This window comes from Rubricella aquisinus (assembly GCF_014199445.1).
GTDB lineage: Bacteria > Pseudomonadota > Alphaproteobacteria > Rhodobacterales > Rhodobacteraceae > Rubricella > Rubricella aquisinus.
In genome coordinates, this window is record NZ_JACIJS010000003.1 from 12,503 (window position 1) to 33,111 (window position 20,609).

Genomic DNA, 20,609 nt, shown 5'->3' on the forward strand with positions numbered 1-20,609 from the left:
GATTTGAGCAAGCGCGCGGAAGATGAGGTCAGACGAGGCTTGCCCCCGCTGATGCCGCGCGTGTGGCGCTATGCGCTTGTCCTGACGCGGCGGCGCGACACGGCGGATGATCTGTCGCAGAATACCGCGCTCAGGGCCTTGGACCGGGCGGCGCAATATACGCCCGGAACGCGGCTTGACGCGTGGGTGTTTACCATCGCGGGCTCTATCTGGCGCAATGACCTGCGTGCGGCGGCTGTGCGGCGCGGGCAGGGGGTCGTTCCGGTCGAGGATGTGGACCTTGCCGATGGCCGCCCGGATGCGGAGACGAATATTCTGGCGCGCGAAGTGTTATCCTTGGTAACTGAGTTGCCCGATGCACAACGTGATGCCGTTTTTCTGGTTTATGTCGAAGGGTATTCCTATCTGGAAGCTGCAAGCATCCTAGATATCCCCGTGGGGACAGTGATGAGCAGACTTGCGGCGGGCCGCCGTAAGATCAACGAAGCAGTAAAAGGAAAGGAGGCCGAAGGATGACGACGTTTACCGACGAACAGCTGACGGCCTTCCTTGATGGGGAATTGCCCGCCGATGTCGCGGCAGAGATCGCCGAGGCGTTGGAGCGCGATGAGGTGCTTGCCGCGCGTCTGGCGGATCTGGAGGTTGACTTTGCGCCGATCCGGGCCGCGTTTGATGCGCTGACGCCCGCGTCGGTGCCGATGCCAGCCCCGCAGGCCGCCAATGATCCCGCGCCGCCGCGTCGTTGGCTCGGTATGACGGTGGCCGCTGGTCTGGCGCTGATGGTCGGTTTCGGCGCGGGCTTTACCGTGCCGCGTGCGCCCGAGCCCGTGGCCCCGCCGGGCTGGCTCGCGATTGTGGCAAGCTATCAGGCGCTTTATTCGGCCGAAACGATTGCCGCGGTTCAGCCCGATGCCGCGACGCAAGCCGCAGAGGTGGCCCGTGTCGCACAAACGCTTGGTGCCCCTCTGACGTCGGAGAATGTGACGTCGGATCTGTTGCGCTATGCCCGTGGGCAAGTGCTGGACCTCAATGGTCAGCCGCTGGCGCAACTGATGTATCAGGCTGCCGATGGCACGCCCGTGGCGCTGTGCGTGATTGCGACCGCGGCAGAGGATGCGCCCGTGTCCTCCCGCCAGATCGGAGGGCTGAACGCAGCCGTGTGGCGCGAGGGCGGCTTTGCTTACCTGGTGATCGGGGACACCGACGCGGGAACCATCGCGACCGCCGCAGAAGGCTTCGCCGCCGCGATTTGAGGCAAAAATCGCCTCTTTTTGCTGTGAGAGTGAATAATATCCGACATGGCGTGTTCTTGGGACTGAGCGGGGCAGAGAGCGCCCCAGCCAGAAACCCGAGAAAGGATACGACCCATGAAAGCCCTGACCCTGACCGCCGCTGCCGCCGTGATTGCCCTGACCGCTTGCTCCGGCGCCTATGCCGCGTCCGAGTGGAAAAAGATGGACACCGCTGCGGGCGAAGTGTTTGCCGATGACAATGGCATGACCCTCTACACCTTCCGCAATGACACGCCGGGCGTGTCCAACTGCTACGATTCCTGCGCCGATGCGTGGCCGCCGTTCATCGCGGATGCAGGTGCCACCGATAAGGGCGCATGGACGCTCGTCACCCGCACCGATGGCAGCCAGCAATGGGCGCTGGGTGGGATGCCGCTCTACTTCTGGGCCGGTGATGCAGCACCCGGCGATGTGACCGGCGATGGCGTTGGCGGTGTCTGGGATGCGGCGCGCCCGGCGGATAAGGCCAAGGCCCCCGCCACGACCGCAGGGACCGGCTACACCTACTGAGTTTGCGCTCTTAATCCCCACCCCCCTCGCAAGGGCGCAGGCGGGCCGAAGGATCATCCTTCGGCCCGTGTTTTATGTCAGTGGTCGGGTTTGGACGTGTCGAACGCGGCTTTTTGCGCGGCGCTTGCCTCTGTCTGATAGGTATCGCGCCATTCCGCGTAGGGCATGCCGTAGACGATTTCGCGCGCGTCCTCTTTGCCCATGTCGATGCCACGCGCGGCGGCGGCTTCCTGATACCAGCGGCTCAGGCAATTGCGGCAGAACCCGGTTAGGTTCATCATGTCGATATTCTGCACATCCGTGCGGGCGCGCAGATGATCCCGCAGGGCGCGGAACGCGGCGGCTTCTAACTCCAGTTGGGTTTGATCGTCCATCGGGCAGTCTCCTATTTATGCGCTTCGATCTCATCGGTGAACAGACGCGCGGTTTCCGGGTGGCACAGGATGTCGCTCAGATGCAGGGCGAGCCGGTCGGCCCATGCTTTTTGCCCGGCCGCGTCCTCAATCAGGTCGTTGCGGATTTCCACGAGTGTGTTGGGCAAGCCACGGCTCAGCGCGTGGGTGTCGAGCGTGTCGCCCCCGAACACGCCCGCATAGGGTTCGTTTTCACCGACCGAAAGATCGCCCTCCGCGCGCAGGCGGTGCATCAGCGGTTGCGCGATCCGGCCATCGACCTCGTCCCACAGGATGCCGATATGCCATGGGCGCGGCGGGCGGTCCTTGAATTGTGGTGTGAAGGAATGGACCGACACGATCACCGGCACCTGACCTGTGGCCGTGACGGCGGCAATCTCATCCTCGATCGCCTGATGATAGGGTGCGTAGTATGCCGCCTTGCGCCGAGCGACCTCTTCGGCACGGGCATGGCGATTGGCCGGAATGATCGACCCATCATAGATGCGCCGCACCAGCGTTGGATCATCCGCCGCACGGTTGGGATCAATCACCAGCCGCGACCAGCGCGCGGCAATCAGCGTCGCACCCAACCGGGCGGCCAACACCCGTGCGACCCCAAGCGCGCCCACGTCATAGGCGATGTGCCGCGCCATATCCTCAGGTGGAAGGCCAAGATCGCCACCGCCGATTTCCGGCGGCACCGCGTTGCTGGCGTGATCGCAAATGACGATGACACGGCTTCCGGCAGCACCGGGCGTGTATAAAACGGCGGGGTGGGATGTGCTTAGGTCTTTCACACCGCAGGATGTACGCTCTTGCACGCGCGCGGACAACTCCCCGCAAGCGGACCTTGTTCAAAAAGACAAAAAATGTCCCGCTTTTCGCGCGACAACCGCAAGGGACGCGGTTACAACGCCCCCATCCAAACCGGTTTCAATCTAGAATTAACGAATGGGAAGCCTGCATGAAACGTGATCGCAGGGTCAAAATCGTCGCGACGCTGGGGCCAGCCTCCAACGACCGCGCAATGATCAAAGCACTTTTTGAAGCGGGCGCCGATGTGTTCCGCCTCAACATGAGCCATGGAAGCCACGAGGAAATCGCGGAGCGTCACCGCATGATCCGCGATGTGGAGCATGAGATGCAGCGCCCTGCTGCCATCCTCGCCGATCTTCAGGGCCCGAAAATCCGCTGCGGCGTGTTTGCCGATGGTCCGGTGATGCTGGAGGACGGGCAGGAGTTCCGCTTCGATCTTGATGACGTGCCGGGTGATGCGACCCGCGTGCAACTCCCCCATCCGGAGATTTTCAAGGCATTGGAGCCGGGCGCGACCCTGCTGGTCAATGACGGGAAAATCCGCGCCAAGGTCATCACCAATGATGACAGCCACGCGATGTGCGAAATCGTCGTGGGTGGTGAAATTTCCAATCGCAAGGGCGTCAATGTGCCTGATGTGGTGCTGCCCGTCGCAGCGCTCAGCGAGAAGGACAAGAAAGACCTCGAATTCGTGTGTGAATTGGGTGTCGACTGGTTGGCGCTGTCCTTCGTGCAGCGCGCCTCCGATGTGGAGGAAGCGCGCGCGCTCGCCAAAGGGCGCGCGGCGTTGGTGGCCAAGATTGAAAAGCCCGCTGCGGTCGATGCCTTTTCCGAAATTCTGGAAGCCGCTGACGGCATCATGGTCGCCCGCGGCGATCTGGGCGTTGAATTGCCCGTGCAGGCCGTGCCGCCCATCCAAAAGCGCCTCATCCGGGGCTGCCGCGCGGTGGGCAAGCCGGTGATCGTCGCGACACAGATGCTCGAGTCGATGATCACAGCGCCGGTGCCGACCCGCGCGGAAGTGTCCGACGTGGCGCAGGCCATCTATGAAGGGGCCGATGCGGTGATGCTGTCAGCGGAGTCAGCCGCAGGCGACTACCCGGTCGAGGCCGTGACGACGATGAATGACATCGCGATCGAGATCGAGCAGGACAAACATTACCGCCAGATCATCGAAGCCTCCCGCACGCAGGCCGGAAATGGCATCAGCGACGCGATCACGGTTGCCGCGCGCGAAGTGGCCGAAACGATTGACGTGCAGGCCATCTGTACCTTCACCCAAAGCGGTACCACCGCGATGCTGGCCGCGCGCGAACGCCCGCGCGTGCCGATCATCGCGCTCACGCCCATCACCAACACCGCGCGGCGGCTGATGCTCGTCTGGGGTTTGCATTGTGTGGTGATCCCGTCTGTGGACCGGTTCAAATTTGCCGTGGTCAGTGCCGCGCGCGCGGCCAAGGCCGAAGGCTTCGCCACGGATGAAGACCGGATCATCGTGACCGCCGGTGTGCCGTTCAACCAACCCGGCTCGACCAACATCTTGCGGGTTGCCCCCTGCCGGGAGAAGGATATCTTCGAGGGCGAACGGGCATAAAGGCCACCCATCCATGTCGGACGGCACATTTTCATTGCTGGGCGTGTTCGGGATACTCTGTATCCTGAGCATCCTGCGCGTGGGCATGGCTGTCATCGCGGACAGGCATCTGCTGCGGGCAAGTGGATGGATGTGGGTCACTTTCAGCGTCGGGCTTTATGCCGAGCTTACCTCGCCCATCGGTGCCGATTTTCAGGCGGTGATGCGCGGTCTCATTCATTTCGCCGCGATGATCCTTTAGCGGGGTGCAAACCCCCCTTGCATTTCCGGGCGCTCCGCTGTAGCTGAGCGTCTCTATTCGCCGGGGCGGCCGGTCGGTAAGGGCTACCGAGTCGCTTCGTTTGTTCACGTCTCTTTAGAGAGGAGCACGAAATGCCCAAGATGAAGACAAAATCGAGCGCGAAAAAGCGCTTCAAGGTGACCGCCACCGGTAAGGTGATGGCAGGTCAGGCCGGTAAGCGGCACGGGATGATCAAGCGGACGAAGAAATTCATCCGCGATGCACGGGGCACGACCACGCTGTCCGCACCCGATGCAAAGATCGTCAAATCCTACATGCCCTACGATCGTTAAGGAGGTCTGAACCATGTCTCGAGTAAAAGGCGGCGCCTCCAGCCACGCGCGTCATCGTAAGGTCATCAAGGCGGCCAAAGGGTATTACGGCGCACGGAAGTCCAACTTCCGCACCGCGACCCAGGCCGTTGACAAGGCACAGCAGTATGCAACCCGTGACCGGAAGGCGCGCAAGCGGTCCTTCCGCGCGCTCTGGATCCAGCGGATCAACGCGGGCGTGCGGGCATATGATGCCGACATGACCTATTCCCGTCTGATCAACGGCCTGACCGTTGCGGGCATCGAAGTGGACCGTAAGGTGCTCTCCGACCTCGCGATCCACGAGCCGGAGGCGTTCAACGCCATCGTCGATCAGGCGAAAGCCGCGCTGGCCTGAGCCACCCGCAGCAAACGTTTCAGAAAGGCCCGGAGCGATGCTCCGGGCCTTTTTCTTTTGTCGGACGTAGCCTGTCCAGCGGACGCCCGAGGTGGCCGCCAGACCCTTTGTGCTTTTCGGTTTATGGTACAGGATACTCCGACGATCCGGCAGAGCGCCACCGTTGAGAAGCGGCCGCCTGAGGGGCGGGCGTCCGCTGGACAGGCGCCTTCGGCTTGATTCCTGTCCAATACGAGTGGTCGCCCCCACCAACCCTTGCAAATCGCCCCCCGTATAGTATCCCTCCCTCCCAAACGGATGATGAGGGCAAGACCATGGATCTGAGCGATCTGCGCGCAAGCTGGCTGGAGCGTATCGGCGGGGCATCGGATGAGGCCACGCTGGAGGAGGTGCGCGTCGCGGCCCTCGGCAAAAAGGGCGAAGTCAGCCTGAAAATGCGCGAGTTGGGCAAGATGACCCCGGAGGAGCGGCAAACGGCTGGCCCCGCGCTTAACGCGCTGAAGGACGAGTTGAACGCGGCGCTTGGCGCGCGCAAGGCGTCACTGGCTGATGCCGCCCTTGAGGAACGGCTGAAATCCGAATGGCTCGACATGAGCCTCAGCCCCCGGCCCGTGCGCGCAGGCACCATCCACCCGATCAGCCAAGTGACGGAGGAGGTCACCGCGATCTTCGCCGATATGGGCTTTGCCGTCGCAGAAGGGCCGCAGATCGAGACGGATTGGTACAATTTCGACGCGCTCAACATCCCCGGCCACCACCCCGCGCGGGCAGAGATGGACACGTTCTATATGTCCCGCAAGGAGGGCGACAATCGCCCGCCCCATGTGCTGCGCACCCACACCAGTCCCGTGCAGATCCGCTCCCTTGAGGCCAGCGGCGCGCCGACGCGCATCATCTGCCCCGGTCGTGTGTACCGCGCAGATTACGACCAGACCCACACCCCGATGTTCCATCAGATCGAAGGGCTGGCGATTGACAGCGATATCTCCATGGCGAACCTCAAATGGGTGCTGGAGGAATTCTTCACCGCCTATTTCGGGACCAAGGTGAACACCCGCTTCCGCGCCTCCCACTTCCCGTTCACCGAACCTTCGGCTGAGGTCGATATTCAGTGCTCATGGGTCGATGGTCAGGTTCGTGTGGGCGAGGGCGATGGCTGGCTCGAAGTGCTCGGCTCCGGCATGGTGCACCCGAATGTGCTGCGCGCGGCGGGCGTGGACCCGGATGAATGGCAAGGTTTTGCCTTCGGTATGGGGATCGACCGCATTGCGATGCTGAAATACGGCATCCCCGATCTGCGCGCGTTCTTTGATTCTGACCTACGCTGGCTGCGCAATTACGGGTTTGCCAGCCTCGATATGCCGACGGTGCATGGCGGGATGAGCGGCGCGGCCTGATGCGCCTTTTCCGGCGCGACCATCACGCCTTGGGGCCGGAGGCTGTCCGGCTGCATGCGGCGTTTGAGATCGCGCTGACCGTCTGCGATTTTCTGGCGGCGGTGCTGTTCGTGATCGGATCGGTGATGTTCCTCTCTGGTGATTGGGAGCGGGCAGGGACGTATCTTTTCATCATCGGATCGCTCCTGTTTGCCGTCAGTCCCGCGTTGAAAGTCTGGCGGGAGGTCAAACTGGCGCGGATGGGCGATCTGGAAACACTGGCAAAGCGGGACGAGCGGTAACAGGACCGGACTCAAGCCGAAGGCGCCGGTCCAGCGACCGCCCGAGGGGGCCGCGCCGACGCCGCCGCGATACACTTTATCCCACCATCACCCGAGACCGTTTCACACCTGACGCGCGTTGCAAAAGCGGCCGCCTGTGCGGCGGGCGGCCGCTGGACCGGCGCCTTCGGCTTGAGTCCGGTCCATTTCCGCTAAGTCTAAAGGACACAACCGGGAACCCGACGATGCCCCTCAAAGGACGCAAACAAACCCTATTCTGGACCTGCCTTGCCGCATTGGTGATCGGGGCGCATATCGCCATGCTCAACTCCGATACGATGCCGCGTGATGTGGCGTGGCGCCTGCTGACCGTGAACGCCTCCATCTGGGCGGTGATCCTGATCCCGGCGCTGTTTTTGTCATGGCGGGTGCGCAGGACGCGGGGCGATAAGTAGTCGGGTACGGATCGCCCTTCCGCCCCGCGCCTTCCTCCTGTATGCAAGCGCGCAAATGCTGCTGAATGACGGATGCTGACCGATGAAATTCTCCCTTTCCTGGCTCAAGGATCATCTTGAGACCGATGCGACGCTTGATGAGATTTTGTATGCGCTCACCGACCTCGGGCTTGAGGTAGAGGGCGTGGAGGATCCGGCGGATCGGCTTGGCACTTTCCGTATCGGCTATGTCCAATCAGCCGAACAGCACCCGGATGCGGATCGGTTGCGCGTGTGCATGGTGGAGACAGCCACGGGCGTGCAGCAGATCATCTGCGGTGCGCCGAACGCGCGCGCGGGCATCAAGGTCGTCGTCGCCCAGCCCGGTGATTATATCCCCGGCCTCGATATCACGATCAGCGTGGGCAAAATCCGGGGGGTGGAGAGCCACGGCATGATGGCCTCCGAGAAGGAGCTGGAAATCTCCGACGAGCATAATGGCATCATCGAATTGCCCGAAGATGCGCAGGTCGGCCAGCGCTATATCGACTATGCGGGCCTCAATGACCCGGTGATTGAGATTGGCATCACGCCGAACCGCCCCGATGCGTTGGGTGTCGCAGGGATCGCACGAGATTTGGCCGCGCGCGGGCTTGGCACGGTCAAGACCCCGGCGACAGAGCCGGTGGCGGGCACCTTCCCCAGCCCGATTGGCGTGACGCTGGCCGATGAGGTCGCTGATAAAGCCTGCCCGCTTTTCGTGGGTCGCTACATTCGCGGTGTCAAAAACGGCCCGTCCCCGAAATGGATGCAGGACCGGCTGCGCGCGATTGGCCTGCGGCCCATCTCCGCGCTGGTGGACATCACCAACTACGTCACCTTCGACCGCGCGCGCCCCTTGCATGTGTTCGACGCCGATAAGGTGACGGGCAACATCCATGTGCGGTTCGCCAAAGACGGGGAAAGCATCCTCGCGCTCGATGGCAAGGACTACGCGCTGAAAGACGGCATGACCGTGGTCGCGGATGACGCCGGGCCAGAGGGCATTGGCGGCATCATGGGTGGCGAGGTGTCCGGCTGTACCGAGGAGACGGTCAACGTGTTCGTTGAGGCCGCGTATTTCGATCCGGTCCGCACCGCCTATACGGGCCGCGCGCTCAAGATCAATTCGGATGCGCGCTACCGGTTCGATCGGGGCGTCGATCCGGCCTTCACGCCTGAGGGCATGGAAATCGCGACGCGCCTGATCATGGACCTGTGCGGCGGGGAGCCGTCTGAGGTTGTGATCGCGGGAGCCGTGCCGGACACGACGCGCAGCTACACGCTTGATCCTGCGCGGGTCATTTCGCTCGTAGGAATGGACATTCCCGAGGCGGAGCAGCGCCGTAGCCTTGAGGCGCTCGGCTTCCGGCTGGAGGGGAATGAGGCGTTCGTGCCCCCGTGGCGCCCCGATGTGCAAGGCCCCGCCGATCTGGTCGAAGAGGTGGCGCGCATCGCCTCCCTCACCAAGCTGGAAGGCAAGCCGCTGCCCCGCGTGCCGGGTGTGGCAAAACCGATCCTGACCCCGATGCAGAAACGCACCCGCACCCTGCGCCGCACGATTGCGGCCCTGGGGATGAATGAATGCGTGACCTATTCCTTCATCGACGGACCGCAGGCCGCGCTGTTTGGGGGCGGTGAGGATGCAATGGCGCTGGAAAATCCGATCAGCAGCGATATGAGCCATATGCGCCCTGACCTTTTGCCGGGCCTGTTGGCGGCGGCGGCGCGCAATCAGGCGCGCGGCTTTGCCGATCTGGGCCTTTTTGAGGTGGGTCCGGTATTCGCCGGGGCCGAACCGGGGGAGGAAGTGATCCACGCCACTGGCTTGCGCACGGGTGCCACCGCGCCGCGCAACACCCACGGCACGCGCCGCCCAGTCGATGCCTATGACGCGAAGGCTGACGCGGAAGCGGCCCTTGCGGCCATTGGCGCGCCGGTCGAGCGGCTGATGGTGATGCGCACAGCACCCGGCTGGTTCCATCCGGGGCGGTCAGGCGTGTTATCGCTCGGGCCGAAAAACCCGCTTGCCGCCTTTGGCGAGTTGCACCCCAAAGTGTTGGCTCAGATAGATGTGAAAGGCCCGGCTGTCGGCTTTACCCTGTTTGTCGAGAACGTGCCCTTCCCGAAATCGAAAGGGGCCGCGCGCCCGGCGCTTGATACCTCTGATCTGCAGGCGGTGGAGCGCGATTTCGCCTTTGTCGTCGATGCGAACCTTGAGGTGGATAAGCTCGTCAAAGCGGCCAAAGGCGCGGAAAAGAAGCTGATCGAGGATGTCAGCGTCTTTGACGTGTTCGGCGGGGCCAAGGCCGAGGCGCAGATGGGGGCGGGCAAAAAATCCGTCGCGATCGCCGTCCGCTTGCAGCCGCGCGATGCCACGCTAACTGATAAGGAGATCGAAGCGGTCAGCGCCAAGGTGATCGCCTCGGTCGAGAAAGCAACTGGCGGAGCCTTGCGCGGATAATGCGGAAGCCTCCGGCGGGAGGTATTTTGGGAAAAAAGAAACGGGAGGGATCGCGATGACTTGGAGCGTATATCTGGCAGGTGAGATTCACACAGATTGGCGCGAGGATATCGCGACCGGGGCCAAGGCCGCGAACCTGCCTGTGACCTTTACCGGCCCAGTGACCGACCATGACGCCTCCGACGATTGCGGTGTGGCGATCATGGGCGCGGAGGATCAGAAATTCTGGCACGACCATAAGGGCGCAAAGCTCAACGCGATCCGCACGCGCAAGATGCTTGAGGACGCGGATATCGTCGTCGTGCGGTTTGGCGAGAAATACAAGCAATGGAACGCGGCATTTGACGCGGGTCAGGCCTATGCGCTCGGTAAATCGCTCATTGTGATGCATCAGGATGAGCATCAGCACCCGTTGAAAGAGGTCGATGCCGCAGCACTTGCCGTGGTCAAGACGCCGCAACAGGTGGTCGAGATTCTGACCTATGTGATCAACGGCACGCTGCCCGACTGACGCGACGTTTCCCCTCGACAGGCGCGCGCGCCCGCGTAACCTTTTCCCAAAACGGGGGAGGGTGCGATGGAATTTGACTATGTGATTGTAGGGGGCGGCTCCGCCGGGTCGGTGATGGCAGCCCGCTTGAGCGAAGATCCGAACACCACCGTATGTTTGCTGGAGGCCGGCGGGCAGGGCGACAGCCTGTTGGTGCGCTCGCCCATGGCGCTTCTGGCGATGCTGCCCGGTTGGGGCAAGATCAACAATTGGGCCTTTCACACGGTTCCGCAAAAGGAGCTGAAGAACCGGCGGCTCTATCATCCGCGCGGGCGCGCCTTGGGCGGATCATCCGCGATCAACGCGATGCTCTATGTCCGGGGGCATCCGTCCGATTATGACGATTGGGCGGCACAAGGGGCGACCGGCTGGGGCTGGGACGATGTGCTGCCCTATTTCCTGAAATCTGAGCGAAACCGGGTGCATGAAGGTGATCTCCATGGGCAGGACGGCCCGTTGCATGTGTCAGATCAGCAGGATCCGCGCCCGATTGCCGAGGCGTTTATCGCGGCGGCAGAAGAATGCCAGATCCCGCGCAACCCCGATTTCAACGGCCCCCGGCAAGAGGGTGCGGGCTATTACCAAGTCACGCAATTCAGCGGTGACGGGCGCAACGGGGAGCGGTGTTCGGCGGCAGCGGCCTATCTGCACCCGAACCTGACCCGCCCCAATCTGGAGGTGCTGACACAGGCGCGCGGATTGCGCGTGATCCAGTCGGAGGGCCGGGCCACGGGTGTGCTGGCGCGGCTGCCCGGCGGCAATCGCATCATCACCGCGCGGCGGGAGGTGATCCTGTGCGGCGGAGCGTTCCATTCCCCGCAACTATTGATGCTATCGGGCATTGGGCCGGGGGCCGCGTTGCAAGCGCAGGGTATCACCGTGCAGCATGATCTGCCGGACGTGGGGCAGAACCTTCAGGATCATCTGGATTTCATCCTCGCCTATCATGCCAACACGACAGACCTGTTGGGTATCGGCTTTCAGGGGGCGAAAGACCTGATCCGCCACGCGCTGGAATGGCGCAAAACCGGGCGTGGGATGGTGGCCACGCCGGGGGCGGAGGCGGGCGCGTTTCTGACTGTCGGGCAGGGCGACCGGCCCGATGTGCAGCTCCATTTCGTGCCTGCAATCGTGGAGAACCACGCGCGGCGGCTGCATCTTGGCTATGGTTATTCCTGTCACGCTTGTGTGCTGCGCCCCAAATCCCGGGGGGAGGTGACGCTCAACAGCGCCGATCCGATGGACGCGCCCCGCATTGATCCGCGCTATCTCAGCCACCCGGATGACGCGCAGGATTTACTGGATGCGGCCATCGCGATGCGCCAGATCATGCGCGCGCCCGCGATGGTCAAATACCAAACACGGGAGATTTTCACCGATGGGGTGCCGGATGAGGAATTGTTGTCCCATATCCGGGAGCGCGCGGGCACGATCTATCACCCCGTGGGCACCTGCCGGATGGGCACGGATGAGGGAGCGGTGACCGATCCGAAAGGTCGGGTCCGGGGCGTGGCCGGGTTGCGCGTGGTGGACGCGTCGCTGATGCCAACGCTGATCGGCGGCAACACAAATGCGCCCGTCATCATGATGGCGGAGAAGATCGCCGCCGGAATGCGGTCCGCCCCGAACTGATCCGGGGCGGAGGCCGAGTTACCCGTTGCGGTCGGGAATGTTCAGCGCCGCCTGAGACGCCGGACGCGCGAGATGGGTTTCGAGATAGCGGGTCACGTTCTTGTAGTCCGCCATGCCGAGCACCTCTTCGCCGCCATAGAAATCCACAACCTTGAGCCACGGCCAGATCGCCATATCCGCGATGGTGTATTCGCCCGCCGCGACAAAATCCTTGCCCTCAAGATGCTTGTCCAGCACGCCCAAAAAGCGCTTTGCCTCATCGGTGTAGCGGTTAACGGCATAGGGGTCCTTCACCTTGTCCGCCGCGAATTTGTAGAAATGCCCGAATTGACCGAGCATCGGGCCAAGCCCGCCCATTTGCCACATCAGCCAGTTGAGCGTTTCGGCCCGCGCGGTGCCGGAGGCAGGCAGAAATTTGCCATATTTCTCAGCCAGATAGATCAAGATCGACGCGCTTTCAAACAGCTCGACCGAGCTGTCACCGGTCGGATCGATCAGCGCGGGGATCTTGTTGTTGGGGTTGATGGCAAGAAAACCGGGATTGAACTGGTCATCGCGCATGATGGAGATCGTGTGCGCCTCATAGTCCACGCCCAATTCCTCAAGCAGCGCAGACACCTTGATCCCATTGGGGGTCGGGAAGGAATAAAGCTGGAGGATTTCAGGATTCTTTGCGGGGCGGAAATCGTTGATCGGGTGTGTGGCGACGCTGGCCATGGCGCATACTCCTTTGTTGCTGGACGGGTACATATGGGGCAATTGCGCGAACGCTAGTCCTCAAACGGGAAACAGTGCGTAATACATCGCGCGCCAGTGGAATATGGGTTTCAGATACAGATTTTTGTTTGTCGATCCGGCAAACCATGGCAAAGCAACGTCACTTACAGAAATTCATGGGGGAGCAACCATGTTGGAAGAATTCAAGAAGTTTGCGCTGAAGGGCAATGTCATGGACATGGCCGTCGGCATCATCATCGGGGCGGCGTTCACAACGATCGTCAAAAGCCTCGTGACGGACATCATCACACCAATCATCGGCTATATCAGCGGCGGGGTGGATTTCACCAACGTCTTTACTGTGCTGGGTGAGGGCGATTTTGCGACCCTCGCTGCCGCACAAGAGGCCGGAGCCGCGACGATCAACTGGGGGATTTTCCTTAACGCGGTGTTTGCGTTCCTGATCGTTGCATGGGTTCTGTTCCTTGTCGTGCGCACCATGAACAAGGCGAAAGAAGCGATGGAAAAGAAAGAGGAGCCCGCGCCGGAGGCCCCGAAAGGCCCGACGCAGGAGGAGCTTTTGTCCGATATCCGTGACCTTCTGAAAGCCCAGCAGGGTTAAGTCAGCCACAAAAGGATATAAAGTGCTGCCATCCCCCCAAGGATGGAGCCAAGCATATTGCGTGTCGCCGCCCCGATCAGAAGGGTGGCGGCCGCAGCCCCCAGCCGGGCAATGTCCGGCTCACCACCCGTCGCACTTGGCCAAAGCACCAAGGGGGCGACCAAGCCGGGCATCACCGCCACGGGCACATAGCGTAACAGGCGCAGCACCCATTCGGGGAATGTCTGTCCTCCCGCCAATCCAAGAAACGAAAACCGGATCAGGAACGTGCCGATCCCCATCAGGATGATGACGGTCCAGATCGTCTCATAGGTGCTCATGCTGCGGCTCCTTTCCGGCGGTCCATCCACAGTTCAGTCATCGCGCCCGCGCCCATCGCAAACACCGCCGCGATCAGCAGACCCATGGAATAGGGCACCCAAATCAGCGCGAGCGTCCCCGCCACGCTGACGAACGCCGCCACCAGATGCGGCAGGGAGCGCAGCATGGGCGCGACCATCGACAGGAACGTGATCGGCACCGCGAAATCGAGCGCAAATTCGGGCGGGATCGCCTCCCCCACCACAGCCCCCACATAGGTGCCCGCATACCAAAGCGGGGCCACCGGGATCATCAGCCCCGCGAAATAGGCCAGCTTACGCGCCAGCGGCTCTTGCGGCTGTTTGTCAAAGCGGATTTGCGACATGGCATAGCTTTGATCGACCAGAAAATACGCGACGACCGCGCGCTGCCACAGCTTTGCCTTGCCCAGATGGGGGGCGATGGACGCGGAATAGAGCACCATCCGCAGGTTCACCGCGAGGGCCGTAAACACCACGATCAGCGTCGGAGCCTGCTCTTCCATCAGGGCGAGCGCGGTGAACTGCGCCGCCCCCGCAATGACCAAAACTGTCATCGACATCGTCTCAACGAGGGACAGACCGGCCTCCGTCGCGGCCACACCAAAAAGAAGCGCGAAGGGCACCACGATCAGGATAAAAGGCAGGGCATCAACCATCCCCTCGACAAGCGCCGAACGCTCCTTTTTCACTGGTGTGGACATCGCCCTCTCCTTCGGTCAGTAATCAGAAGGGAGAGGCTATACCCCCGACCTGCGGGGATGCCAATGATGGATCGTTGTTCATGTCATCACCGGAAATCATACCTGCTGAAGTGCTGCCCGTTGGGCTTGTCCATGGACTTGGCCGCGGGACAGGTTCCATGACCTTGCTGTCGATGCGCCTGCAACGCGCTGGTTTTGCGGTGTTTTTGGCTGAATACCCGTCGCGGTCCGCCACATTGGATGAAGCGCGGGAGGTCGTGGCGCGGCAAGTGGACCGTGCCGTCGGCACCAGGGGGCGCTGCGCGCTGATCGGGCATTCGCTGGGCGGCGTGATCGCGGCGCAGTTGAAGGCGGGCAGTCATCAGGGCCGCATCGGGCGGTTGGTGCAGATGGGCTCCCCGAACCTTGGCTCGCCGCTGGCGGATGTGGCGCGGCAGGTGCCGGGCGTAGCGGATGTGTTTGGCCCTGTCCTCCACACCATCGCGGAGGCCGATATCGACCGTTTGCCCCTGTCCGAACAGGACCGGCTGGAAATCGGCTGCATTGCGGGCACTGGTGGCTGGCGTGCGGTGACGCAGGCTTACGGGCTGGAGGGGGAGAATGACGGTAAGGTCAGCGTCGAATCCGCGCTGGGCGTGCCCCATGGCGATGATATCCTCGTGGATGCCAGCCATTCGACCCTGACCCTCAGCGCCGAAGTGGCCGAACAGGCCATCCATTTCCTGCGCCATGGCATATTCGACAAGAGCGCTGAATGACCCTACCCGCCGTGATCCTCGCCGGTGGCCGTGGCACCCGGATGGGCGGCGTGGACAAGGCGCTGTTGCCGCTGGGGGACGGGGTGGTGCTGGATCATCTGATGACCCGATTGCGCCCGCAGGTCGGGCGGATCGCGATCAACGCAAACGGGGATGCCGCGCGGTTTGACAGGTTTGACCTGCCGGTGCTGCCGGATGATCTGGAGGATGCTGGTCCCCTTGCCGGGGTCTGTGCCGCGATGCGCTGGGCCGCCGGGGCGGGGGCCGATTACGTCGTGACGGTGGCGGGCGACACGCCGTTTATCCCCACGCATATGGTCACCGCCCTGCGGCTGGGCCGGGAAAGCACGGATGCACCCATCGCGATTTGTGAGGCGTTCAGCAGCACGGGGCGGCGCCTCCATCCCACATGCGCGCTCTGGTCCACGGCACTTGCGGATCAACTGGCGGACGCATTGGCGCAAGGCACCCGGAAACTGGGCCTCTGGGCGGAGGAGGCGGGCGCGCTGCGCGTGGCCTTTCACCTTGATCCCGACCCGTTTTTTAACATCAACACCGAAGCGGACCTTTTGCGCGCGCGGGCCTTCCTGTGACGCGGCCCGCCGTCCTGTCCTCCGAAGGATTGCGCACCGGCGCGATGTACGCGCTGATTTTCGCAGCACTTGGCGCGCATCTGCCGTTCTGGCCCCTATGGCTTGAGGATTGGGGCCTGACCGCGACGGAGATCGGCTCGTTCACCGCCGCAGGCGTGGTGGTGCGCATTCTGGCGGGCATCGCTATTCCCGCGCTCGCGGACAGGCTGGATGCCCGGCGGATGGTGATGGCGGGCGTCGCGGCACTGGGCGCTGTCGTCTTTACGGCGCATCTGTGGATCGACGACAAGGCGATCCTGTTTCTGGCGACACTGGCGACTGGGCTGGTGTATCCCGGCATGATCCCGCTGAGCGACGCGCTTGGCTCTGCTGCCGCGCGGGAGTACCGCTTTGCCTATGCGCAGGCGCGCGCCTTTGGCTCTTTGGCGTTTCTGATCGCGAATATCGCGGTGGGCTGGCTGATCGGGCAATATGGTGTCGGCGTCGCCCTGTGGTGGATCGTGATCTGCCTTGCCCTGTCGGTATGGATGTCGATGATCCATCCCGGCGGCGGGCAGGGGGCGGAGCTGTCCCGCCCGCGCCTCACGGATATCGGAAAGCTTGCCACGGCCCCGGTGTTTGTCCTGTTTCTTTGTGCCATCGGTTTTGCCCAAGGCTCCCATGCGGTGTTTTATGCGTTCGGATCGGTGCATTGGGCGGGGCTTGGCCTCAATGAGGGGGAGATCGGGGCGCTTTGGGCCTTCTCCGTCGCGGTGGAAGTGGTGTTGATGTTCACCGTGGGCGCGGCCATCGTCGCACGGATCGGCGCGGTGCCTGCGATTGCGTTTTCGGGCGCGGTGGGTGTGCTGCGCTGGACATGGATGATGTTTGATCCCACGGGGGCGGAATTGTGGTTCCTGCAATTCCTGCATTCCGGCACCTTTGCCATTGGGCATCTCGGTGCGATTGCCTTTGTCGCGGCTGCGGTGGAGGAGCGGCTTTCCGCCTCTGCCCAAGGGCTGTTTGGCGCGGCGTTTGGTGGATTGCTGTCGGCGGTGGCCATGGGGCTGGCGTCAGTGTTCTACGCATCCCATGGCGGGGCGACATATGGGATTGCGGCGGTGATGTCCGGGCTTGGGCTGATCTTCGCGCTGATGCTGCATCACCGCTGGCAGGGCGGTTTGATCGCTACTCGAAAGAGCCGGTAACCGATCCCAACAGCATGAAACAGCGCCCGGTGCGCGAGTCTGCGAGCCGGTCAAGCATCGCATCCACACCCTCCGCCGCGACCAGTTTCAGCACGGTGTCAAAGCGGCGCATGAAATGCAACGCAGCGTCCCGCATCACCGGATCAGAGCGCATCCGCGCCTTGGTCAGCGTGATCGCGGATGTGTCGTCAATCCCCGCAAGCCCGGCCAGCGTCGCGCCGCGCTCCCCTTCCGCGAAACGGCGCCAAAGGGCGGCGTCGGTCCTGAGCGGGTCAAGGTCATCCACATAAATGCCGTCTTGCGACAGGAGGTTCAGCACGTCCTCTGAGGCGCGCAGCAACTCCGCGATCTGATGGTCCCGGCCTGCCCGGCGCAGCGCACGGAACCCGGCCTGATCGCGCTCATCATTCGGGAAATTCAGCGCTGTAAGCAGAATATCCCAGTCGCGCGGCTCCTCCGGGGCGGTTGGCGCGGCCCCGACCAGCGGCAGATTGCGTTGCGCGCTATCCTCCGACAGGACCGGCGTCGCGGGCCGCATCCGGGGGCGTTCGGGTCGCGTGCTGGCGACCTTTTCGGTGGTCTCCGCCACGCGGGACAGGATGGTGCGATCTTCTTGCCGCCCTTCGAGCAGTTTGTAGAGCGCGCGATCGGTTATCTTTTGCCGCTCGCTCAGGGTCCGCAGGGTTTCTGCGAGTTCTGCGGTCCCGCCCTGCTGGACCGGGGCTGCGCGCAGCCGGTCAGAGAGTTCCTTGAGGGCGGCGGCATTGCCGCGCATTTCCTCTACAAAAAACACCGCCATGAAAATCATGAACAATGGCAGCACAAGCGCCAGCGTCAGCACCGTCAGTTCCAATGGCCCCGCAGGCCCGATGGCGATCATCGCGGCGCCCAGAATACCGATAAGCACCGACCACACCACTGCCGCGACGGTGGCGATCCGGCGGATCGGGCGCTCTTGTCGCTGGCTGTCGGGCATGGGCGTGCCTATCGGTGAGGGTGGTCAGACGTATTTGATTGTCAGCACTTCATAGCTGCGCACGCCACCGGGGGTGTTGACCTCAACACTGTCGCCCTCTTCCTTGCCAATCAGGGCGCGGGCGATGGGCGATTTCATGTTGAGCTTGCCTGCCTCGATATCGGCTTCATGCTCGCCAACGATCTGGTAGGTTTTCTCCTCATCGGTGTCTTCGTCCACGATCGTTACCGTCGCCCCGAATTTGATCGAGCCGGACAGGTTCGCCACCTTGATGACTTCCGCGCGGCCAATCACCGATTCCAGTTCGTTGATCCGGCCTTCGATAAAGGACTGCTTTTCGCGCGCGGCGTGGTATTCGGCATTCTCCGACAGGTCGCCATGCTCGCGCGCCTCCGCGATTGCGGTGATCACGGCGGGCCGTTCGACCATTTTGAGATTGCGCAGCTCGGCATCGAGCTTGTTGAAGCCTGCTTCCGTCATCGGCATCTTTTCCATGTCGCGCCTTTCTGTCGTCTCTTTGCGCCACGTGGGGCGGTGGTCCTATAATATGATAAGCCGCGCTGGACCGCGCGGCTTGTTGTGAGTGAAGGTATGAGCCTGCGCGCGTGTGTGCAAGGGGGCTTGAGCGGCTCAACGCGTCTGCGGTGGGCCTAGGCGGTCGGTTTTTGGGAACCATGAAAATAATGAGCGGGAGTTTGTCAAAGCCCCGGGGAATGGGACTGTGCCGCGCGGCGCGATTCGACCCAAGCAAGCAGGCGTCAGGTACCCGCATTCCGTTGCCGGATTGTCCCTGTCCACCGCCAGAAACGGAGGTTCGAGGCGTGAAACACCCGGTCGCGGCAATAACAGCAACGTCAGTTGCGCCCTGCAGGTCAGCAAGGCATTGTTCTGGCAAGCGACACTTTGGGAATCTTATGCTGCGTTTGGTCCTCATCCTTATGATGTTTGCTCTGCCTGCCACAGCACAGGACGGGCGACGTATGCTCACGACCGAGGAGGCCGAGCGTTGGACCGGGGTGGGCCGGATCAATATCGAAGGCTCCGGCTTTTGCACCGGGGCGCTGATTGCCGAAGATCTGGTGCTGACAGCGGCGCATTGCGTGTTCCACCCCCGCTCCCGCCGGATGGTGGACCCGGATCGCATCCATTTCCTTGCCGGGTGGCGGCTGGGGGAGGTCGCGGCCCACCGAAAGGTGCGCTCCATCATGGTGCATCGCGACTATGATTTCGACAGCGGAGAGGCGTTTGACCGCGTGCAGCGCGACATCGCCGTGCTGGAATTGGAAGAGCCGATCCCGGTCAATATCGCGCGCCCCTTCGCCCGCGAGGGTCGACCCAAGATCGGGCAGCCCCTTGCGGTGGTGTCTTACGCCCGCGACCGGTCGGAGGCCCCGTCGATCGAGGCTCCCTGCGCGACGCTCACGGTGCGCGACAATGCGGTCATCATGTCCTGCGAGGCGGAGTTTGGCGCGTCAGGCTCCCCGGTATTCACCTATAACCGGGGCGAGCCCAAGATCGTTTCGGTCGTCTCGGCAAAGGCCGTGCAGAACGGGCAGCGGATCAGCCTTGGCATGACGCTTGATGACGGGCAATTGCAGCAGGTGATCACGGATATCACGCGCGGCAACGCGTTCTTTGAAATCCGCGCACCGGGGGCTGGCACGATCAATGAGCAGCTTGGCCGTGGCACGGGCGGCTCTGGTCTGTTCCGCTCTGTCGGGAACTGAGCGCGACGGACCCCTTGAAGGCGAAAAATCCGGTTCCTACATCATGCGCATCGGGTGCCGATGATCGGGCTCGATATCAATCGCGACCCGTCCACGGATGGAGGGTTGCAGCAACCAGTATCGCTCAATGGAGGATGCAATGCGCACCTATGACTTTTCGCCCCTGTACCGTTCCACCGTCGGTTTCGACCGTCTCGTTCAGCTGATGGATAGTGTCAGCAATGGTGATGCCGGGCAGTCGGGCTATCCCCCGTATAATATCGAGAAAACGGATGAGGATGCCTACCGCATCACCATCGCCGTGGCCGGATTTGCGGAGGATGAACTGAGTATTGAGGCCCGCGATGGCCAGCTTGTGATCTCTGCCCGCAAGGCGCAGGACGAAGGCGAGCGCACCTATCTGCATCGTGGCATCGCGACCCGCGCGTTTGAAAAGCGGTTCCAGCTTGCCGATCATGTCCGCGCAACCGGGGCCATGACGGAAAATGGCCTGTTGCATGTGGATCTCGTCCGCGAGGTGCCGGAGGCACTGAAACCCCGGCAGATCGCGATCACCTCATCCAAATCAGAGCCGAAAACCATCGAAGCCTGATCTACCCGTCCCTCATGACGCCACGCCCCGGAGCATCGCTCCGGGGCGTTTTCGTTTTCGGGC

26 protein-coding genes are annotated in these 20,609 nt (G+C 62.7%); 19 read left to right on the forward strand and 7 right to left on the reverse strand.

Annotation, left to right across the window (positions count from 1 at the left end; genetic code table 11):
* Positions 1-51: 51 nt before the first annotated feature.
* The 3 genes from FHS89_RS04975 (at position 52) to FHS89_RS04985 (ending at position 1,802) form a co-directional block, all read left to right on the forward strand.
* Positions 52-516, forward strand: coding sequence for an RNA polymerase sigma factor (locus FHS89_RS04975; protein WP_184009179.1), 465 nt, complete (start codon positions 52-54; stop codon positions 514-516).
* Positions 513-1,253, forward strand: coding sequence for an anti-sigma factor family protein (locus FHS89_RS04980; RefSeq protein ID WP_184009181.1), 741 nt, complete (start codon positions 513-515; stop codon positions 1,251-1,253). The genes FHS89_RS04975 and FHS89_RS04980 overlap by 4 nt, the downstream gene beginning before the upstream one ends.
* A 114-nt stretch (positions 1,254-1,367) precedes the next feature.
* Positions 1,368-1,802, forward strand: coding sequence for a COG4315 family predicted lipoprotein (locus FHS89_RS04985; protein WP_184009183.1), 435 nt, complete (start codon positions 1,368-1,370; stop codon positions 1,800-1,802).
* 77 nt (positions 1,803-1,879) lie between these two features.
* Here FHS89_RS04985 and FHS89_RS04990 read toward each other — a convergent pair whose 3' ends face one another.
* A complete protein-coding gene (locus tag FHS89_RS04990) occupies positions 1,880-2,176 on the reverse strand; it encodes a DUF1244 domain-containing protein (protein ID WP_184009185.1) in 297 nt (98 codons plus the stop codon).
* Between the two features lie 11 nt (positions 2,177-2,187).
* The gene (locus tag FHS89_RS04995; RefSeq protein WP_184009845.1) at positions 2,188-2,994 is read right to left on the reverse strand and encodes an N-formylglutamate amidohydrolase; all 807 of its coding nucleotides are present in this window, start codon (positions 2,992-2,994) and stop codon (positions 2,188-2,190) included.
* A gap of 167 nt (positions 2,995-3,161) precedes the next feature.
* On the opposite strand from FHS89_RS04995, the gene pyk reads away from it, so the two are divergent.
* The 10 genes from pyk (at position 3,162) to FHS89_RS05045 (ending at position 12,332) form a co-directional block, all read left to right on the forward strand.
* Positions 3,162-4,607 carry a pyruvate kinase gene (pyk, locus tag FHS89_RS05000; RefSeq protein ID WP_184009187.1) on the forward strand — a complete coding sequence of 482 codons (1,446 nt, stop codon included), beginning with the start codon at positions 3,162-3,164 and terminating at the stop codon, positions 4,605-4,607.
* A 13-nt stretch (positions 4,608-4,620) separates the two neighbouring features.
* Positions 4,621-4,848 carry a hypothetical protein gene (locus FHS89_RS05005; RefSeq protein ID WP_184009189.1) on the forward strand — a complete coding sequence of 76 codons (228 nt, stop codon included), beginning with the start codon at positions 4,621-4,623 and terminating at the stop codon, positions 4,846-4,848.
* 131 nt (positions 4,849-4,979) lie between these two features.
* Positions 4,980-5,180 (forward strand): 50S ribosomal protein L35, encoded by a 201-nt coding sequence (rpmI, locus tag FHS89_RS05010; RefSeq protein ID WP_184009191.1) that lies wholly within the window; start codon positions 4,980-4,982, stop codon positions 5,178-5,180.
* Positions 5,181-5,193: 13 nt separating this feature from the next.
* Entirely contained in the window at positions 5,194-5,556 is a 363-nt protein-coding gene (gene rplT, locus FHS89_RS05015; RefSeq protein WP_184009193.1) for a 50S ribosomal protein L20, read from the forward strand.
* Between the two features lie 320 nt (positions 5,557-5,876).
* A complete protein-coding gene (gene pheS, locus FHS89_RS05020) occupies positions 5,877-6,953 on the forward strand; it encodes a phenylalanine--tRNA ligase subunit alpha (RefSeq protein ID WP_184009847.1) in 1,077 nt (358 codons plus the stop codon).
* Entirely contained in the window at positions 6,953-7,234 is a 282-nt protein-coding gene (locus FHS89_RS05025; protein ID WP_184009195.1) for a YrhK family protein, read from the forward strand. The genes pheS and FHS89_RS05025 overlap by 1 nt, the downstream gene beginning before the upstream one ends.
* 224 nt (positions 7,235-7,458) lie before the next feature.
* Positions 7,459-7,668, forward strand: a complete 210-nt coding sequence (locus FHS89_RS05030; RefSeq protein ID WP_184009197.1) for a phenylalanyl-tRNA synthetase subunit beta — start codon at positions 7,459-7,461, stop codon at positions 7,666-7,668.
* 82 nt (positions 7,669-7,750) lie between these two features.
* Positions 7,751-10,150 (forward strand): phenylalanine--tRNA ligase subunit beta, encoded by a 2,400-nt coding sequence (pheT, locus tag FHS89_RS05035; protein WP_184009199.1) that lies wholly within the window; start codon positions 7,751-7,753, stop codon positions 10,148-10,150.
* 55 nt (positions 10,151-10,205) lie between these two features.
* The gene (locus FHS89_RS05040) at positions 10,206-10,661 is read left to right on the forward strand and encodes a YtoQ family protein (protein WP_184009201.1); all 456 of its coding nucleotides are present in this window, start codon (positions 10,206-10,208) and stop codon (positions 10,659-10,661) included.
* A 66-nt stretch (positions 10,662-10,727) separates the two neighbouring features.
* Positions 10,728-12,332, forward strand: coding sequence for a GMC family oxidoreductase (locus FHS89_RS05045; protein WP_184009203.1), 1,605 nt, complete (start codon positions 10,728-10,730; stop codon positions 12,330-12,332).
* A gap of 18 nt (positions 12,333-12,350) precedes the next feature.
* On the opposite strand, the gene FHS89_RS05050 is transcribed toward FHS89_RS05045, so the two are convergent.
* Positions 12,351-13,049: a glutathione S-transferase N-terminal domain-containing protein gene (locus tag FHS89_RS05050; RefSeq protein ID WP_184009205.1), complete on the reverse strand. Its 699-nt coding sequence runs from the start codon at positions 13,047-13,049 to the stop codon at positions 12,351-12,353.
* 190 nt (positions 13,050-13,239) lie between these two features.
* Between FHS89_RS05050 and mscL the strand changes: the two genes are divergently transcribed.
* Positions 13,240-13,671: a large conductance mechanosensitive channel protein MscL gene (gene mscL / locus FHS89_RS05055; protein WP_184009207.1), complete on the forward strand. Its 432-nt coding sequence runs from the start codon at positions 13,240-13,242 to the stop codon at positions 13,669-13,671.
* Here the strand turns inward: mscL and FHS89_RS05060 are convergent.
* Complete coding sequence (locus FHS89_RS05060; RefSeq protein ID WP_184009209.1) at positions 13,668-13,991, reverse strand: AzlD domain-containing protein; 324 nt, start codon at positions 13,989-13,991, stop codon at positions 13,668-13,670. The genes mscL and FHS89_RS05060 overlap by 4 nt on opposite strands.
* Positions 13,988-14,713, reverse strand: a complete 726-nt coding sequence (locus tag FHS89_RS05065; protein WP_221229279.1) for an AzlC family ABC transporter permease — start codon at positions 14,711-14,713, stop codon at positions 13,988-13,990. Before FHS89_RS05065 ends, FHS89_RS05060 begins: the two co-directional genes overlap by 4 nt.
* Positions 14,714-14,793: 80 nt before the next feature.
* Here FHS89_RS05065 and FHS89_RS05070 point away from each other — a divergent pair, with 80 nt between their 5' ends.
* The 3 genes from FHS89_RS05070 to FHS89_RS05080 are packed head-to-tail and all read left to right on the forward strand — an operon-like array spanning position 14,794 to position 17,251.
* The gene (locus FHS89_RS05070; protein ID WP_184009212.1) at positions 14,794-15,471 is read left to right on the forward strand and encodes an esterase/lipase family protein; all 678 of its coding nucleotides are present in this window, start codon (positions 14,794-14,796) and stop codon (positions 15,469-15,471) included.
* Positions 15,468-16,064: a molybdenum cofactor guanylyltransferase MobA gene (gene mobA / locus FHS89_RS05075; RefSeq protein WP_184009213.1), complete on the forward strand. Its 597-nt coding sequence runs from the start codon at positions 15,468-15,470 to the stop codon at positions 16,062-16,064. The genes FHS89_RS05070 and mobA overlap by 4 nt, the downstream gene beginning before the upstream one ends.
* On the forward strand, positions 16,061-17,251 hold the full coding sequence (locus tag FHS89_RS05080) for an MFS transporter (protein WP_184009215.1): 1,191 nt from the start codon (positions 16,061-16,063) through the stop codon (positions 17,249-17,251). Before mobA ends, FHS89_RS05080 begins: the two co-directional genes overlap by 4 nt.
* Here FHS89_RS05080 and FHS89_RS05085 read toward each other — a convergent pair.
* The gene (locus FHS89_RS05085) at positions 17,232-18,227 is read right to left on the reverse strand and encodes a hypothetical protein (protein WP_184009217.1); all 996 of its coding nucleotides are present in this window, start codon (positions 18,225-18,227) and stop codon (positions 17,232-17,234) included. The genes FHS89_RS05080 and FHS89_RS05085 overlap by 20 nt on opposite strands.
* A gap of 24 nt (positions 18,228-18,251) precedes the next feature.
* Positions 18,252-18,722, reverse strand: coding sequence for a transcription elongation factor GreA (gene greA, locus FHS89_RS05090; RefSeq protein WP_184009219.1), 471 nt, complete (start codon positions 18,720-18,722; stop codon positions 18,252-18,254).
* Between the two features lie 485 nt (positions 18,723-19,207).
* Between greA and FHS89_RS05095 the strand changes: the two genes are divergently transcribed.
* Positions 19,208-19,954, forward strand: coding sequence for a trypsin-like serine peptidase (locus FHS89_RS05095; RefSeq protein WP_184009221.1), 747 nt, complete (start codon positions 19,208-19,210; stop codon positions 19,952-19,954).
* 139 nt (positions 19,955-20,093) lie between these two features.
* Positions 20,094-20,546: an Hsp20 family protein gene (locus FHS89_RS05100; RefSeq protein ID WP_184009223.1), complete on the forward strand. Its 453-nt coding sequence runs from the start codon at positions 20,094-20,096 to the stop codon at positions 20,544-20,546.
* The last annotated feature ends 63 nt before the right edge of the window (positions 20,547-20,609 follow it).